Annotated in this window: 13 protein-coding genes; 2 read left to right on the plus strand and 11 right to left on the minus strand. The window is 41.9% G+C overall.

Going from position 1 to position 18,154, the window contains the following annotated elements; all coding sequences use genetic code 11:
- From K1X84_10575 to K1X84_10600, 6 genes are all read right to left on the minus strand, one after another.
- A partial coding sequence (locus tag K1X84_10575; protein ID MBX7152076.1) for a tetratricopeptide repeat protein occupies positions 1–683 on the minus strand: 683 nt, incomplete at its 3' end.
- Positions 684–788: 105 nt separating this feature from the next.
- On the minus strand, positions 789–2,318 hold the full coding sequence (locus K1X84_10580) for a response regulator (protein ID MBX7152077.1): 1,530 nt from the start codon (positions 2,316–2,318) through the stop codon (positions 789–791).
- A 134-nt stretch (positions 2,319–2,452) separates the two neighbouring features.
- Positions 2,453–4,450, minus strand: a complete 1,998-nt coding sequence (gene acs, locus K1X84_10585) for an acetate--CoA ligase (protein ID MBX7152078.1) — start codon at positions 4,448–4,450, stop codon at positions 2,453–2,455.
- 154 nt (positions 4,451–4,604) lie between these two features.
- A complete protein-coding gene (gene clpB / locus K1X84_10590) occupies positions 4,605–7,235 on the minus strand; it encodes an ATP-dependent chaperone ClpB (protein MBX7152079.1) in 2,631 nt (876 codons plus the stop codon).
- Between the two features lie 153 nt (positions 7,236–7,388).
- Positions 7,389–7,772 (minus strand): Hsp20/alpha crystallin family protein, encoded by a 384-nt coding sequence (locus K1X84_10595; protein MBX7152080.1) that lies wholly within the window; start codon positions 7,770–7,772, stop codon positions 7,389–7,391.
- 95 nt (positions 7,773–7,867) lie between these two features.
- Positions 7,868–8,260, minus strand: coding sequence for an Hsp20/alpha crystallin family protein (locus tag K1X84_10600; protein ID MBX7152081.1), 393 nt, complete (start codon positions 8,258–8,260; stop codon positions 7,868–7,870).
- Positions 8,261–8,532: 272 nt separating this feature from the next.
- Here K1X84_10600 and K1X84_10605 point away from each other — a divergent pair, with 272 nt between their 5' ends.
- Positions 8,533–9,573, plus strand: coding sequence for a bifunctional phosphoglucose/phosphomannose isomerase (locus K1X84_10605; protein ID MBX7152082.1), 1,041 nt, complete (start codon positions 8,533–8,535; stop codon positions 9,571–9,573).
- Positions 9,574–9,605: 32 nt separating this feature from the next.
- Here K1X84_10605 and K1X84_10610 read toward each other — a convergent pair whose 3' ends face one another.
- Together K1X84_10610 and K1X84_10615 are read right to left on the minus strand one after the other, a co-directional pair.
- Positions 9,606–13,145, minus strand: a complete 3,540-nt coding sequence (locus K1X84_10610) for a hypothetical protein (protein MBX7152083.1) — start codon at positions 13,143–13,145, stop codon at positions 9,606–9,608.
- Entirely contained in the window at positions 13,146–14,066 is a 921-nt protein-coding gene (locus K1X84_10615; protein MBX7152084.1) for an NHL repeat-containing protein, read from the minus strand.
- Between the two features lie 124 nt (positions 14,067–14,190).
- On the opposite strand from K1X84_10615, the gene K1X84_10620 reads away from it, so the two are divergent.
- Positions 14,191–14,901, plus strand: coding sequence for a peptidylprolyl isomerase (locus tag K1X84_10620; GenBank protein ID MBX7152085.1), 711 nt, complete (start codon positions 14,191–14,193; stop codon positions 14,899–14,901).
- Positions 14,902–14,961: 60 nt separating this feature from the next.
- On the opposite strand, the gene K1X84_10625 is transcribed toward K1X84_10620, so the two are convergent.
- From K1X84_10625 to miaA, 3 genes are read right to left on the minus strand one after another with little or no spacing between them, the layout of a single operon-like run.
- The gene (locus tag K1X84_10625; GenBank protein MBX7152086.1) at positions 14,962–15,990 is read right to left on the minus strand and encodes a zinc-dependent alcohol dehydrogenase family protein; all 1,029 of its coding nucleotides are present in this window, start codon (positions 15,988–15,990) and stop codon (positions 14,962–14,964) included.
- A 52-nt stretch (positions 15,991–16,042) separates the two neighbouring features.
- The gene (locus K1X84_10630) at positions 16,043–17,182 is read right to left on the minus strand and encodes a response regulator (GenBank protein MBX7152087.1); all 1,140 of its coding nucleotides are present in this window, start codon (positions 17,180–17,182) and stop codon (positions 16,043–16,045) included.
- Positions 17,183–17,228: 46 nt separating this feature from the next.
- Positions 17,229–18,152 (minus strand): tRNA (adenosine(37)-N6)-dimethylallyltransferase MiaA, encoded by a 924-nt coding sequence (miaA, locus tag K1X84_10635; GenBank protein MBX7152088.1) that lies wholly within the window; start codon positions 18,150–18,152, stop codon positions 17,229–17,231.
- Positions 18,153–18,154: the final 2 nt, after the last annotated feature.

The raw sequence follows: 18,154 nt of genomic DNA on the forward strand, positions 1-18,154 counted from the left end.
TCATAATTCCCTTTATCTTTAAAAGCTATCCCTATATTAGATAGGATCCTCGCCACGTCATCATTGTCACTGCCAAGATTTTTTTCTATAATCACTAATGCCTTTTTGTACATATCGATCGCTTCATCATTATTGCCTAAGGCATTTTGAATGAGGCCGATATTATTATAACTCCATCCGACGTCGACGTGATTTTCGCCCAGCAACTCTTTTCGTAAAGCCAACGCTTTTTCAAAATTGGCCAATGCGCTGTCGTTTTTCCCGAGCGCCCATTGTACAAGTCCCAATTTGTTGTATGCTGTAGCGACGCCGGTGCTTTTTTCGCCTAGAAATTGTATTCCGTCGCTGATCGATTGTTTGAATAACTCGGAAGCTTTACGGTATTCTCCTTTGTAACGGTAATTTTCTGCGATCATTGTCTGACAATCAATCTGAGCAGCGCGATTACCGTCTTTTTTGTAAAATTCTCCGGCCTTCTGAAAGTAAGCGATTGAGCTATCAAAGGACGACCAATTGAGCAGTGAATCGGCTTTGAGGTAATAATGGCGGGCTAATGTTGTATCCGGAATTGAATCCGTAGACGCAGAAACTTCGCGTTGGTAATTGTACTGCATGGTAATCGTCAGTACCATGGCAATAATCAATAAAAAGAAAATCGGTAACAGCCAAGTTTTCAAATTCATAATAGGGTCATTGGATGGGGTTGGATGCGCGGTAATATATAACGCGAAAGTTTATGAGGCAATAGATGTTATTGGCCTCAACAAGAGAGCATTTCCCAGATATCCTTAATTATCCAAAATCGAACGAATTTTACGAGCTAATTCATCCGGGTCATAAGGTTTGGGAATTATCTGTACGCCTTCGTTTTGAGCAAATTCGACAATATCGTCATCGCTGGTGTAGCCGCTGGTAAAAAGAAATTTAACGCGATTACTCTTTTCAACAATTTCTTCATACACTTGTCTGCCCCCTTTTTTCGGCATAACCATATCCAAGAGAATCAATCGAATATCATTTTGGTGCTGTTCGTACATTGTTATAGCCTCTTCACCGTTACTCGCTAACAGAATCGTATAACCCATATCTGATAAAATCGTTTTTAACATCTTTTTGAGCAAATCCGTATCTTCAGCAATCAAGATCGTTTCTTTCCCTTGTGTACCGAATTGACCAAGGGGTTCATCCGGTAACTTGACATCCGATTCCGGTAAAGGTAAATACACTTCAAACGTAGCCCCTTGACCAGGCAAACTCACAACATCGATAAATCCTTTATGCTGACGGACAATGCCGTACGCAACTGACAACCCCAAACCGCTAGCGACGCCATGGCCTTTTGTCGTAAAGAATGGCTCAAACATTTTTTTCTGGACTTCAGGCGCTATACCCACTCCCTGATCGGCGAATGTCACACACACATATTTTCCTGATGGAATATAGCTAACCGTTGGTCCGACTATGCGGCGATTCCGTGAATTGTCTTCATTGATCGTTGCGATCTTATAGTATAGATCGATTCTCCCGCCTTTGATCATTGCATCGCGGGCATTAGTCAGTAAATTAAAAAATACCTGCTCTATTTGAGAATCATCGACATGAAGGAATACAGGTTCAGGATGTTTGACAAAATTTATTTCAATCGTTTCACCCATCAAAGGCTTCATAAATCCCGTCACTTTGGACAAAACTTCACCTATATCAACCTGACGAATGGAAAATATCTGATTACTGCTGAAGGCTAAAATTTGCTTAGTCAAAAGCGCCGCTGTACGGGCTGTCTCATGAATTTCGATAAGAGTTTCAAGCACTGGTGATTTTTCACCAACCTGTTGTTGCCCGTATTTGGCATACCCGATAATGACCGTCAACAAACTATTGAATTCATGGGCAATTCCACCCGCAAAACGTCCGATTGATTCAAGCCTTTGTGACTGGCGTAGCTGATCCTCGCTTTCACGAAGTTTACGTTCCATTTGACCTTTGTAAAGAGCGAGTTCCATTGATCGCTGTAAATCCGATTCTTCAAATGGAAATGACAAAAACACGAACGGTTCCGTCACATCTAATCGTTTAGATGGCTTATTTGAAACAAAAATTGTCGGAAGTCCAAACTGCTCGTGGATCTGGTAGGCATACTTCTCAGCTATCTCGTTGTCATCGTCCGTTATAACGAGATCACATGGATTTGAAGGAATCATTTTTACGCAGTCTTTGAAGCTATCGGCTTGCGCAACCGTTCTATAATTCAAAGAATTTAAGCATTCCTGTAATTTGGAAATCCCTTTGACAACTAGAAATACCCGCCTATTTTCCATATCCGTTTTTCCCTTTTGACTTATTCATTTTCAAAAGGCAATTAACAGGCCCACAAGTAAGCCTATTCTAAATAACAGTTTAACTTATTATCAAAAAATGAAAAATTATGTAAAACAACCCCTAAACATGGAATTTATTCTTCATTGTCCATACGTAGTTTTTCCAAAACAGAATAATCTTCCAATGTAGTCGTATCACCCACAGTTGTACTACCAGAAGCTATCTCACGAAGCAAACGCCTCATAATCTTACCGCTACGTGTTTTAGGTAAAGCCTCCGTAAAGCGAATTTCATCCGGCCTCGCCAATGCACCAATTTGTTTTGTAACATGGGTTCTGAGTTCCTCATTTAGTTCTTTACTATGTGGAATGCCCTGTTTCAGTGTAACAAACGCAACAATAGCTTGACCCTTCAGTTCATCCGGCCGTCCCAGAACAGCCGCTTCAGCCACATTCGGATGATGTACTAAAGCGCTTTCAATTTCAGCAGTTCCAAGCCTATGTCCGGCAACATTGATTACGTCGTCTACACGTCCCATCAGCCAAAAATATCCATCTTTATCGCGCCTGGCCGAATCGCCTGTAAAATAACAATGGTCGATATCGCTCCAATACTGTTTTTTGTACCTTTCATTGTCGCCAAAAATTGTTCTAAGCATTGATGGCCATGGTTTTCGCACAACTAAATAGCCACCCTGATCCATACCTACCGATTTACCATCTTTATCTACAACGTCTGCATGGATACCAGGAAATGGGAGCGTGGCTGTACCAGGCTTAGTTGGCACTGCTCCCGGCATAGGAGTAATCATTATTGCTCCTGTTTCGGTCTGCCACCATGTATCGACTATCGGACAACGTTCTTTTCCAATGATTTTATGATACCACATCCACGCTTCAGGATTAATCGGTTCGCCTACGGTTCCCAAAAGCCTGAGCGAACTTAAATCATGTCGCAATGGCCACTGTTCGCCCCATTTCATAAACGCACGAATAGCGGTTGGAGCGGTATAAAAGACATTTACTTTATATCGGTCTATAATTGACCAAAAACGATCCGGTTCGGGATAATTTGGAGCGCCTTCGTACATAACGGTGGTCGCCCCATTAGCCAGCGGACCATAAACAATGTAGCTATGTCCGGTGACCCAGCCGATATCAGCCGTACACCAATACGTATCCTCTTCCTTCAGATCGAAGACCCATTTGGAGGTAATATAAGTACCTGTCAAATATCCGCCTGTCGTATGAAGTATTCCTTTAGGTTTACCAGTTGAACCGCTGGTATACAAGATAAATAATGGGTGTTCAGAGTCTAATTTTTCAGGTTCATTTTTCTCACTTACGCCGGCCATACGTTCATGCCACCAATGGTCCCGACCGCCATGCATGACGATATTATCCCCAATCCGGCGGTAAACAACAACGTTCTCAACTGTTGGACAAGCATTGTTCTCCAATGCAGTATCGACGTTGGCCTTGAGGGGAATTACCATTCCCCGGCGATAGCTCCCGTCAGCCGTTATAATTAATTTTGCTTTGGAATCGTTAACCCGGTCCCGGATCGCATCTGAACTAAAACCGCCGAAAATGACACTGTGCGTCGCACCAATGCGGGCACATCCCAGCATTGCTACAACTAATTCTGGGACCATCGGCATATAAAGTACGACCCGATCCCCTTTTTCAATTCCAAAGCTTTTGAGAACATTAGCAAATTTACAAACACGTCGGTGTAGGTCTTGATAAGTCAATATGCGTGTTTCACCAAATTTCCCATCCACAGCCGGTTCGCCTTCCCAAATAATTGCGGCTTTGTTTTTACGCCATGACATTAAATGCCGGTCCACGCAATTATAGGAGATATTAATCTGACCTCCGACGAACCATTTAGCAAACGGTTCTTTCCAATCCAGTACTTTTTTCCAAGGTTTAAACCAATGCAATTCTTTGGCAATTTTCGTCCAAAACTTCTCAGGGTTTTTGATCGACTCTTTATAAATTTTCTGATACTCTCCCATCGATTTAATATGAGCGGATTTGCTGAATTGATTTGATGGCTTAAAAACGCGATTTTCTTTTAGAACCGATTCAATATTTTGTGTTTTGGATTTTTTTGACGGCTTAGGCATAATCAACTCCTGTAAAAGATGGACTGATCGATATGAAATAGATTGGCAAAAAAGGAAGATACAAAAAATCTATGGGAAGAGGCCACGAATAGCAATAAAAAAATAGATCTCTAAATAAAGAAAAGGCGGCTCACTTTAAAGAGCCGCCTTTTTCTTACGCAACCGATCTTACTTGATCAGGACTTCGATAAAAAACCAATTTATCATCCGTAAAATCAATTATAATCATATCGTTCTTGCTAAATTTTCCTTCAAGAATCATGGTTGATAAACGATTGATAATCTCTTTTTGCATAAGCCGTTTTAAGGGACGTGCACCAAACACCGGATCATAGCCGTGTTCAGCCAGATAAAGCGACGCCTTCTCGTTCAAATGAATTTCCATTTCCTGTCGTTTAAGCAATTCCTGAACATGCTGGAATTGAATCCGAACGATTTGTTGGATATGCGATTTAGACAACGGATGAAATACCATGATATCGTCAATGCGATTAAGAAATTCGGGCCGCATCTTCTGACGAAGAAGTTTTAGCATCTGCTCTTTTATTTCATCATAGATGCTGTCGCGATTCGAATCGCTCGCACGTTGCATCTGTTCCATTATAAACTGTGCGCCAAGATTGGATGTCATGATAATAATGGTGTTTTTAAAATTCACTGTATGTCCCTTATTATCCGTCAGCCGTCCGTCGTCGAGCACTTGCAACAGTACATTGAATACCTCGGGGTGTGCTTTTTCAATTTCATCCAGCAGTATCACTGAATAAGGGCGACGGCGTATGGCTTCGGTCAATTGTCCTCCTTCATCGTATCCGACGTATCCCGGAGGCGCGCCAATTAATCTTGAAACCGAATGCTGTTCCATATACTCCGACATATCAATACGCACCAGAGCATTTTCATCATCAAAAAGAAATTCCGCCAACGCTTTGGCCAATTCGGTCTTTCCAACACCGGTCGAACCCAGAAAGATAAACGAACCAATGGGCCGTTTTTCATCCGATAAGCCTGCGCGCGAACGAAGAATAGCCTCAGAAACCGATTGAATCGCATCATCCTGCCCAATGACACGATCTTTAAGCCGATCACTGATTTTAAGAATTTTTTCTTTTTCGCTTTCCAACATTTTGGTAACCGGTACGCCTGTCCATTTTGCTACAATTTCGGCGATGTCCTCTTCTCCAACCTCTTCTTTGAGCATACGTGTATGTTTTTGCGCTTCATCAAGCTTTTTGCGCTCGGTTTCTAATTTTTTCGCCAGTTCATTCATTTTCCCGTATTTCAATTCAGCAGCACGATTTAAATCACCGTCACGCTCCGCTTGCTCAACCATCGCCTTAGTTTGTTCGATTTCTTCCTTTTGTTTCCTGATGGACTCGATGATGCGTTTTTCCATTTCCCAATGCGCACGGAGCCCGGTACGACGTTCTTTTAAATCGGCCAGCTCTTTGTTCAATTCGGCCAAGCGCTTTTTAGAAGCTTCATCATTTTCTTTTTTAAGCGCCAGTTGTTCGATTTCAAGCTGTTTGATTTTACGTTCAACTTCATCCAGTTCTTCGGGCATTGAATTAATTTCAATACGCAATTTCGAAGCCGCCTCGTCTACAAGATCGATCGCTTTATCCGGAAGAAACCGGTCAGCAATGTACCTGTGCGACAACACGGCGGCTGAGACTATAGCGCTATCCTGGATTCGAACGCCGTGGTGAACTTCGTATTTCTCTTTGAGTCCGCGTAAAATCGAAATCGTGTCCTCGACCGAAGGTTCTTCGACTAAAACAGGTTGGAATCGTCTTTCCAAAGCAGGGTCTTTTTCAATATGTTTTCGGTACTCATCCAACGTCGTTGCGCCAATCGCACGAAGTTCACCGCGTGCAAGCGCCGGTTTGAGCATATTGGCTGCATCCACTGCCCCTTCGGCCGCCCCAGCACCAACCAAGGTATGCAATTCATCAATGAACAATATGATCTCTCCATCCGATTCTGTCACTTCCCGCAAAACTGCTTTTAGGCGGTCCTCGAATTCCCCGCGAAATTTGGCGCCAGCGATCAAAGAGCCCATGTCGAGTGCAATAATTTTTTTAGTCTTCAAATTTTCCGGGACGTCTCCGGCAATGATGCGATGCGCAATGCCTTCTGCGATAGCTGTTTTGCCAACACCCGATTCACCGATCAGAACAGGATTGTTTTTCGTACGACGGGAAAGTACTTGCAGAACGCGCCGGATCTCTTCATCTCGGCCGATAACCGGATCGAGTTTGTTTTGGCGAGCCAGTTCATTTAGATTACGGCCATATTTACTCAGTGCCTGATATTTTACTTCAGGGTTCTGATCTGTAACACGCTGAGATCCACGAATATCTTTAAGGGCGCGATAAATCGTATCGCGACTGACACCCATCCCACGTAGTGTTTTTCCAAGTTCAGATGACTCTTCTGAAATGACAATAAATAGATGCTCGGTGCTGACATACTCGTCCTTCAGCTTTGAAGCTTCCTTGGCCGATTCGTTCAATAATCTGTTCAGCCTCGCGGATACATACACTTGGCCCGTATCGCCCGAAACTTTTGGCAGTTTATCGATCATTTTTTGAGTCAGTGATGACACGAGTTCTACGGCGACACCCAACTTTTTGAATAATGCTGGTATGGTGCCATCCGAATCCTCTATCAACGCCTTCATCAGATGTTCAACTTCAATTTGAGTCTGGCCATATTCGATGGCCAGTTGCTGAGCTTTAGCAAACGCCTCTTGAGACTTGACAGTTAATTTGTCTATTGTCATTGCTGACTCTCCCTTATTTTTAATTTTTAGCCAATCACATGAAAAAACTTTATGAATTACAAAATTTTCACATGTGATTCGCCGCTAAAAAAATGCGGGAATTCAAAAGCTTACGCCAATTGAATTCCCGCCGCCTATTCCATTCAAGGATTTTTAGAACTTCACTTCAATTTCTTTGGCTTTGGCTTCTTCGACCTTCGGCAATGAAATCGTCAATACGCCGTCTTTGTAATTCGCATCAATTTTGTCAGCTTTGACCATCGACGGCAAACGGAACGAGCGTGAGAAACTGCCATAGCTTCTTTCGACCCGATGGTAATTGCGTTCTTTCGATTCCGATTCTTGCTTTTTTTCTCCTTGAATCGTCAATACATTTTCCTGCAAAGTGATTTTCACATCACTCTTATTGATCCCCGGTATTTCAACTTTCACGGTGAATTCTTCTTTACTTTCTGAAATATCGACCGAGGGAAACCAACTGCCGAAATTGGATAATTCAGAGTCACCACTCCATAAATTTGACAACATTTTGCTCATTTCTTTTTGAGCGCTGAAGATATCGCTGAGGATATCTCTTTCTCTTGGGACAAATTTGACGATGGACATAATACCCTCCTTTTTGATTTGGATTGTTAATTAAATTGTATGTTAATTTCTTTGGGCTTGGCCGCTTCAAGTTTTGTAAGCTTTACATACAAAAGTCCATCTTGCCATTTTGCCTCTACCGAATCGGTATTGACAGTTGAAGATAATTTGAAAACACGGCGATAATTACGTTTGAAAATCTCAGACATTACTAATTCGCCTTCAACATTGTGCTGACTGATTCCCTCGATGACAAGATGCCGGTTTTCGACATACACTTTTAAACCGTCTTTCGTTACCCCAGGCATTTCAAGCAACACGGTAAAATGATCTTTCGTTTCATAAACATCCGAACGTGGTACTACAACCATAAACTGGTTTTCTTTTTTCACTAATTCATGGCTGTTAGTTTTAACTTCATCATAAATTTTAGATTGCATTTGTTAACTCCTATTTTTCTGATTCGTGTTTTTTATTTTCAATTTAATGCTTTAACAAGTCGTGTGCCAAATCTCAGTTTTTTGATTTTTCTTAATTTAATTTTCTGATGACTTGAGCAAGAAGCATTTCAGATGCCATTTTGACTGTTTTAATGAAAATTTCATGAAAAATTTTCGTCAATTGGTGACAAATTGTCATTAGAGCGTGATATTTCTTGAATTAAAAAAATGAAATGCTTATATATATCGCGGATTTTTAAAGGATTAATAAGATGACTGTAGAGCAGATTCGAACGATCGATAAGAATAATTATTTTGAAGTTTTAAAAAATTTTGATCAGCAGTTGATCGATGCGAAAAATATTGCAGAAAAATCCACTGGAGCGATCAAAGTTTTAGAGGCAGGACTTTTCCATAATATTGTGATTTCCGGTATGGGAGGCTCGGCTATCGCCGGCGATTTCACAAAAAATATTTTTACGCTTCCAGTCCCAGTGATCGTATCCAGAGATTACGAATTACCTGCTTTTGTCAATGAGCATTCGCTGGTAATTATTTCCAGTTACTCCGGCAACACAGAAGAAACGATTTCGGCATTTCAAGATGCTGTCAGAAAAAACGCCACCATTATTTCAATAGCCACCGGGGGAGAAATCGCAAAATTGGCAATCGGTAATTCCAAATTACATATTCAAATTCCTGCCGGCTATCAACCTCGTCAGGCCATTGGTTTCTCATTGATAACTATGGTCAGTATTCTTAATACTGTCTTCAGTGCAGGAATGTCCCCTATCATTGATCGAACAATAGCCAAGATACGCGAGGTAAAAGGCCAAGCTGCAGAAGTCCATTCAAATAATCCAATGATCCAAATCGCTTCGCAAATCGCTTCGCGACCCGTCATTATTTATTCATCAGAAAAAATGTTTCCTGCCGCGGTCCGGTTCAAAGGCCAGATCAGCGAAAATGCAAAATTACTGGCCTTTGCCAATACCATTCCCGAAATGAATCATAATGAAATTGTAGGATGGGAAACCGTAGAAAAAGCTGCGAAAGAAAATTTCAACGTCGTTTTGATTCGTGACAAAAATGATCATGCACAAGTGCAACGCCGTTTCGATATCATTCGATCCATGCTGAGTGAAAAAACTTTAGTGACTGAAATCCAGACCGAAGGTGAAACTTATTTAGAAAAATTTATTACTTTGATTTATCGCGTGGACTGGATCAGCTATTACATGGCCATTGTACGCCGGCAGGATCCAACGCCGGTTGACATTATTACGAAATTAAAAAATGCTTTGGCAAAGTGATCCGTATTAACTGTGCCTTCAGTAATTTAGGTTTAGAAAAACGCTCTGAATTCAGCCCCACCGATGTGAACAGTGTCAATACCCGGTTCTTTCCTCCCGGAATAGTTAACGGAAGCAGAAACATGGTTGCTAATGCGATATTCGGCTGTAAAAAACCATCGCGCATTCCATCCCCTGTTGTTGCCATCAATTAATTCAAACGGTAATGCAAAATTTGTTTTCTTCACATACATTCTCGTCAATTCGACATTAAGGTTTGCACGGCCTTTTTCCTTGAACGAAAAAATAATCTCAGGTTGATATGAAAGACTCTTTGCCGTCAGTAAGCTCAATCTGTCTTTTCCATAACTGACATAAAATTTATTACGCCATTCCCATTCCTGAACCGGACGAAACGATACCAATGGAACGAATTTGATCTTGTAGATATTAAAATCAATATTCAATCCAGAAACCTGTATCGTCGAATATTTACGATTGATTTCATATTCCCATTCGCTCTCAATAGCCCATTTTGGCGACAACTGCTTTCTGATCCGCAGATTTTCAAGCTCGCGTTTTCGCTGTTCGTTGCCATCCACTAATAAATTGGTCATATTTTTTTGTAATTCGTATCTTAGGCGAATTGAAAAGTCTCTGGATGTCTGAAATCCATAAATGTCCTGTCTGAAAAGCAGAGAACCTTTGATGGTATTTTCTTCATTCTGAAATTTATTTAAATCGATAAAATAAAAACCGGTTGCCGGATTGGTTTGATTCTCTTCGACACGTAACAAAGTTTCTGTTGACAGGTAACGCATGATGTTTATCCATGTGCCTCCGTTCGCAATAGACTCTTCAGACAAAAATTTTACAGGTTCAAATCGGAAACGAAATCCAAATTTTAAATCAACAACGGGAGTAAAATTATTACCTCGAACCGAACCTTGAATATAATCGCCTTGCCCTTGCGGAACTTGTTTAAAACTATCGGCATCAACACGTACAAAATTTCCGGTATTAGGCTGCACCGGAATAAAAATTATTTTTCGGTCCTGAATGCGTTCTTCCGAAATTTGATAATTCACATCAATTTGTACAGCTCTATTGAAGGGAGAATAATCGATGTCTGAATTAATGAGTCTTGTAATTTTATCCGGATGGTCGGCTGTTTTGAACGATCCTTCGAATTTTTTTTCACGACGTATGAACTCAATCGACCCATTCAAAGATTTCCAGTCAATAATATTAGTATAATATTTTTGAATAGTGCTGACTGAAACACGACCATCTAATGAATCAATTTCATTTTGCTGGCGATCAAAACGCCATTCGTACATAACACCCCATCGTATCTTATCAAAACCTGTAAAATCCGCTTTCGGACGAAATATTTGATATCCCGTTCCATAGTTAGAATCGGAAGTGACTGATATCATGTTATCCACAACTTCATCTTCGTAGTCCATTCCGAGAGTTGTTTTCCACATTTCATATGCGCTATTCAAATATTGACGGCGAATTTGGGATGAAAATAATCCTGATGATGTTTTTGAATCAGAACTGATTTTTTCAACATTATATGCGATAAAAGATTTTGATTTAAAATCATACTGCCCGCCGCCACCATACCGCTCTGATTTCAACGAGCCGTTACCGCGATTTAGTTGCCCGTAAAATGAAGTCAGTTGCAATTTTTCTATCGGTCTGTATCTTAACAATCCGTCATCAAGTTCTTCGGCATAGTTTGCATTAAGCGGTAACGCATTCCAGTTACGCGCAAATTCAGCATCATCGACACGATCAATTTGCGTGAACGTACTGTCAACGCGGCGAAACCGTGCAGTAAAATCCACTTCTCCTAATTCGTTATTTCCAATTTTAATTTTTTGTTTGTCAATATTACCGTGAATATAGTACGCCTGCCCATTTTGTGATTTTGCAGAATAGGCATTGCGATCGAAATTACTGAATGCCAATTCGCCTGCAATCAAGATATTTTTGGCAGGACGCACGTCCAGATTAAATACACCTATTTGCGTTTGAGTCGGTAATGACAGCGGTACCAGCGGCAGATAATTACCATTACCCTGGCCGACATAAATAAATTCCCCGAGAATCGATCCTCGACTATAAGCGCCATTTCCATTGCCGAAATCTGTGAAACGAACGTTATAATCCCCGCTACTATCCCGCCCGACATAGACATAAATACTTTCAGCGCTAGCGATGTCAAATGCTTTTCTATACGTACCTTTACCGATATCAGAACGTGTGGCTCCGTCCACTAAGATCGAATTATTCCGTTGAGCTAAACTGTCATCGTCAATCATTGATAATGAATCCAAGGTAGATTCTGACAGCGACAAATTGATCGGATTGCTTTTGTCATCATACTCGTTAATGAAAAGGCTTCGAAGAGCAATTTTATTGTTGAACCAATTGGCTCCGGCCCGAAGCGATAAAGTATTCCTTCTAAAGACATCATCGGCATACTCGAAATCGACGACAATGCGGGATTCGGACGTAATCAAGCGTTTGCGTGTGAACGTTATTTGTCCGGCGCTATAATCGACGACGTAATCATTGTCTTCGCCGCGAATCAATAGTACACCATTGAGCCAGACTTTTTCCGTTCCGGCAATGATCAAAACATTACGTTCACCATTCCGCCCGGTGAGCTCGTACGGCCCTTGAACACCTTCCTGAATCGTCAATGTATTGGTAGCGTATTTACCTTTTGAAGTTGCAAATGCGGCATCGGCAAACCATCGATCGGTTTTACCCGACGCGCGCACGCCTTGAACTTGCCTGGAATAATTACCGAACTGCGTTCCCGAATAATTCACATTAAAATCACCAAATGTCGCAATGTAGCGGTCGGCTTTTTTCACCTCGACAAATACTTTGTCGATTTCCTGTAAATTCTCGGTATTACCTTCGGGTTGGATCGGCAAATTTTCATCCGTCAATGATGCTTCCAATGTCACATCATCGCTGATGTTACCGGATATTTGAACATTGAGACCCGAATTGAGAGTAAAATCCTGGTTGGAACCGACGCTGAATCCGCGCGTAATACTCCCGGACCCTCGTAATTGCGACGTTTCAAAAAGGTTTCCGGATTGTTCATTGACCGTAATGATGTTCTTTTGAATGGTCCTTTTCAAACTATCGTCATAAAAGGAATGCGTAATCAACTCGCGATGAAACGCCGGCTTCGGAATGCCGAATGGAAATATTTTATAGACTACCCGTATTTCAACATCGGCTGACAATTCAAAATTAAATTTTATTCCTCCGGTTTTATAATCGATCCGATAATCGTCATTACGCTTTAATAACAACTTTCCTGCGTAGATTTCTTCGCTTCCAAGAACAATCATTGAGTCCGGAAGAGAATAACCGGCATCATTGCCCTTACCGACAAATCGATATTCTTTTTTGAAGAGATTGATTGAGTGCGGTGATGTAATTTGAGGAAAGAAAAAAGCCGAAGAATCGATGGAAAATTGATGAGCCTGATTTTGCGCGAATACCAACGTAATATTTCCCAGAAGAAGCCATAGGAAACACGAGCAAAGCCGACTCATTTATTCCGATTTCCCGTTAATTTTGAAAACATGGATCGTTGATGTTTTCCCGTCGAGAACATATAACTGATTATTCCAAATATCGATTGATACCGGCGATTGGAATTCAAAATCCATCAACGATGATTGCCACCCGCCTTTTTCATCGAATATTAAAATCGTTTTAAGTTCGCTATCGGAAACGTAAACCGTGTTATTGACATCAACCGTGACATCGGTAACTTTCTTTAAAATGTCTTCGCCTGTTGTATACAGATAATTGCCAAAATAATCATACACAACGAGCTTATTATCGTCGGCTACATATACCCGATTCTTTGTAACACATAATTTGGATGGTTTAAGCAGATTACCTGTCCCATTTGTAAATCCTCCGAAAACGGCGTCGACATTTCCGAAGCGATTGATTTTATAGACCGTACCTTTTTCACTTTCTGTAAAAAAAAGATCGCCCAAAGACGTGACTGCCACCCCTGATGGATAGCTGATTTGTAAAGCGGTCTTTCCTGTTTGATCCGATGCCAATCGATCAATTTTGGAATCGCCTAATGATGAAATAAATTCAAAATTTTTCCCGTATCGTTGAATACGTTGATTATTATAATCAGCCACGTAGAGATTAAGCCCATCGGCCGTTGCAATGTCTACAGGCGTATCGAATTGATTGACTTTCCATCCGAATCCGCCAATATGCTGCACGTATTCTCCTTTTGAATTCAACTTGATAAGCCGGTGATTGCCTGTATCGGCAATATAAAGATCGCCGGAAAAGCTGATCGTCAGCGATCGTGCATTTTTAACCGGCGGCGACAGTTCTGGAGCAATCGGAAACGATTCGATCCACTGTACATGAGATTGATTTTGCGAAAAAAGAGTTGCGCACGTCAGAAGTAAAAGCGAAAATGCGTTGGTAATTTTCATTCGAAGCCATTATATTGGACGATTAATTACACGAAACATAGCAAAGGAGGTCTCCTTGTTCAAGTCAATTTTTCGCGTTTCATTCATATGGATGAGCATTTCATGCCTTTTCGTTTTGAGCAGCATGAATGGTTGTTCTCAGGAAAAAAAAGCTGACGATTTGAAACAAGATGTTCCCAAAAAACAAATCGTCAAAGTTAAATCCACCAAAGAAGTTGCGGTAATCGAAACGAAATTCGGTAAAATCGTTCTCTCTTTGTATGAACAAGATGCGCCGAAACACGTTGCAAATTTCAAAAAGCTCATTCAATCCGGTTTTTATAATGGAACGACTTTTCACCGTGTGATTCAAAATTTTATGATTCAAGGTGGAGATCCGAATTCTAAAGACAACGATCCTATGAATGACGGTATGGGCGGCACCGGCTATACTATTCCTGCCGAGATTAAACATTATCATAAACGCGGCGCTCTGGCCGCTGCAAGGCAAAGCGATCAAGTCAATCCGACCAAAGCTTCAAGCGGCTGTCAATTTTATATCGTACAAAACGGGCCGATGACGTTGGATCAATTGAAACGACTGGAAATGCGCATGCGCGAACAAAAACCCAATTTTACATTGACCCAGGATCAGATCGATATTTACACAGCTTTAGGCGGCTCACCTTTTCTTGATAACGACTACACGGTTTTCGGTGAAACCGTAATGGGTTTAGATGTCATCGATCAAATCGCCGCCGTTGCCAAAGATGCCCGCGACCGCCCCCTCGAAAATATTGTGATTGAAAAAGTTTATTTAGATACGATGGAAGTTGAAGAAACTGTTTTGAAATAATTGACCGTTACTACGAATAAGAATTTAAAGCCGGTTGAATTAAGATTCAGCCGGCTTTTTTTATTCAACAACTAATACTTTTGCTCCACGGATTTCTCCTTTTTTCATTTCGATCAATGCACGATTGGCATCGGTCAGCGAATAAAGATTGATTTCAGGTTTCGCTTTCATAGATGCCGCGAGCTCCAGATACTCCGCTACATCCCTACGTGTTACATTGGCAACGCTTTTGATTTCTTTTTCCATCCAAAGATGCTCGGGATAATTCAACGACAAAAGTTTATTTTGGTCATAGTTCTCCTTCCGAATGGCATTAATGATCAGACGTCCGCCAGAATTGAGATTCTTCATTGCTTCCACTACCGGCTGCCATGCAGGCGTGGAATCTATGATCGCATGCAATGCGACCGGTGCCTGATCATTGATGGCACCGGCCCACGAAGCGCCCAATTCCCTCGCAAATGTCCGTTCTTTTTCGCTTCGCGCAAACACGAAAACAGATGTATCTGGAAATTTAAATCGCACCATTTGAATGACCAGATGCGCCGACGCACCAAAACCCATGAGGCCAAGATTCTGACCGTTATGAATTTCAGTCAGTCTGAGCGAACGGAATCCGATCGCGCCCGCGCATAAAAGCGGCGCTGCTTCGGTATCGTTGAAAAAATCAGGAATGGAAAAGACCGACGATGCAGGCGCAGTCATCCATTCCGCGTATCCGCCATACACATCCCGGCCTGTCGCTCTGAATTGACGGCATAAGTTCTCTTTGCCATTTTTACAAAACTCACATTGGCCACACGATGAAAATATCCACGCAACCCCAACGCGCTCCCCAACTGTAAAATTATTCACATCGGCGCCAATCGCCTCAATTCTACCAATCACCTGATGCCCGGGAATCATCGGAAAGAAAGAAGGCGGAGTCCGCCCTTCGATTTCGTCTAACTCGGTGTGACAGATCCCGCATGCAGATACACGAATCAGTACCTCGCCATATCCGGGATTGGGCGTTGGCATCTCGACTAAATGTAAAGGATGGGAATTTTGCTGTAGGTCGGTCACATGTGGAATAACCATTGCTTTCATGGTATTGTGACCTTTCGAGAAAAAACTTCAGCAGACTACTGTAATGGCACGGCTATCCGATAAAATTGGCATCAAAAAAATCGAGCCCATTGATAATCTCGGAGGGAATCTCCTGCGTAGCTTTCACGGGAGCCAACTCCTGGCCGCGCGCCGTTTCGAGAACTTCGTCCATTTCTCCGCGCATCGCTACTTCAACAAATACGGGTAAAAAATCTTCATCAAAATGCGTCTCATTACCTTCGTTCAATATCCGGCAGGCATCGCTGACCGATAGCGCTTTACGATACGGTCGCGTACTGGTTAGCGCATCAAACGTATCGGCAATTGCAATAATACGCGCTTCGATTGGAATTTCATTACCCATCAGCCCAAACGGATATCCTGTGCCATCCATACGTTCGTGATGATACGCGATGATATTAAGCAACGAACGGCTAGTTTTTAATGGCCCGCAAATTTTCAATCCGATTTCAGGATGTTTTTTGATTTCATCGAATTCTTCATCGGTCAATTTTCCCGCCTTCAGCAAAACGGAATCGCGTACGCCGATTTTGCCAATATCGTGAAGAATGGCCCCCCGAAAAAGAAATTCACGATAACGTACATCCATTCCAAGCGCAATAGCCAGCTTGATCGCGTACATGCCAACTCGCTCCGAATGACCGCGTGTGTAAGGATCGCGGGCTTCGACGGCTCGTGAGAACGCTACGATCACTTCATCGATATTTTCCAATCGGGAATGCAAACTCTTGATGCGGAACGCCGATCGAACGCGCGTTTTTAATTCAAGCTGGTCAAACGGTTTTCCGATAAAATCGGTGGCTCCCGCTTCGATACCTTTGATTTTATCGTTGGGGCGCGTAAGACCGGTAATGAGAATAACTGGAATATGCTTGGTGTTCGGATCTTCTTTGACGGTACGACACAATTCAAAACCATTGATATGCCGGATGGCGATTTCAGACATGATCAGGTCAGGCTGGTATTCATGAATCATTTGTGTAGCTTCGTTGCCATTGGTCGCTATCTGAACGGTATAATCGTCATCTTCCAGTAAAGCTTTGACTTCCTGGGCAATGCGTATTTCGTCGTCAACCAACAAAACCTTTTTCTTGACGTCTTCGAGCCACTGAATTCGGCTTAGTTTTTTCTTAATTCGCTCTTGATCCATAATGTCGGGTCGATTTTTCAAATCCTGAAATAAGTTAATAAGATACGATGCTGTTTACAACAATAACTTAAAGATATTTTTTAAAATCTTCCACAATTTCATGCGCCGTTTTCGGTAATACATTCGGATCTGTGACATCAAACCAACGAATACGCTGATCTTTTCGAAACCACGTCAGTTGACGTTTGGCGTAGTTTCGCGATCCTTGTTTAAACTGGCGGATCATTTCATCTTTTGAAATTGAACCGTTTAAATACGCACTGATCTCCCGATAACCGAGACTTTCCATCGACACCAAGTTCTGTGAATAGCCTTTGTTAATTAGTCTTTGAGTTTCCTCAATCACTCCCTCTTCCAACATCCGGTCGATACGCGCTTCAATGCGGCGATACAATTCATCGCGATCACAGTTCAGACCGTAAAAAACGGACTCAAAAGAAAATTTCGGTTTTGGCGCTTTATGTAATTCCGAAATAGGTTTACCGGTAATTTCGAAAACTTCTAATGCCCGTTCAATACGTTTGGCATCGTTCGGGCTGATTTTTTTTGCGCTTTCCGGATCGATATCGGCTAATTGTGCATGCAAAGCCGACGCACCCAATTCAACAATTTTTTCACGAATGTTTTCGCGAATGACAGGGTCGCTGATTTCTCCGGCAAAAAAACCTTCCGTCAGAGAACGAATATATAACCCTGAGCCGCCCACAACCAAAACGTTTTTATCGCGCGCCGTAATATCGTCGATGTGTTTCCGCCCCTCCAAACCGAATTGACCTGCATTATAAGTTTCATCAGGATCGACAATATCGATAAAATGGTGCGGTATCTTTTCGCGGTAATCGAGCGAAGGTTTTGCCGTCGCAATATCCATGAAGCGATAAATCTGGCGTGAATCTGCGGAAATGATTTCCGCATTTAATGCCTCGGCAATCGCAATGGAGATGAACGTTTTCCCGACGGCCGTAGGGCCGACCAGAACAAGAATTTTCATAC

The sequence above is a fragment of the bacterium genome (assembly GCA_019695335.1).
Classification (GTDB): Bacteria; CLD3; CLD3; order SB21; family SB21; genus JABWBZ01.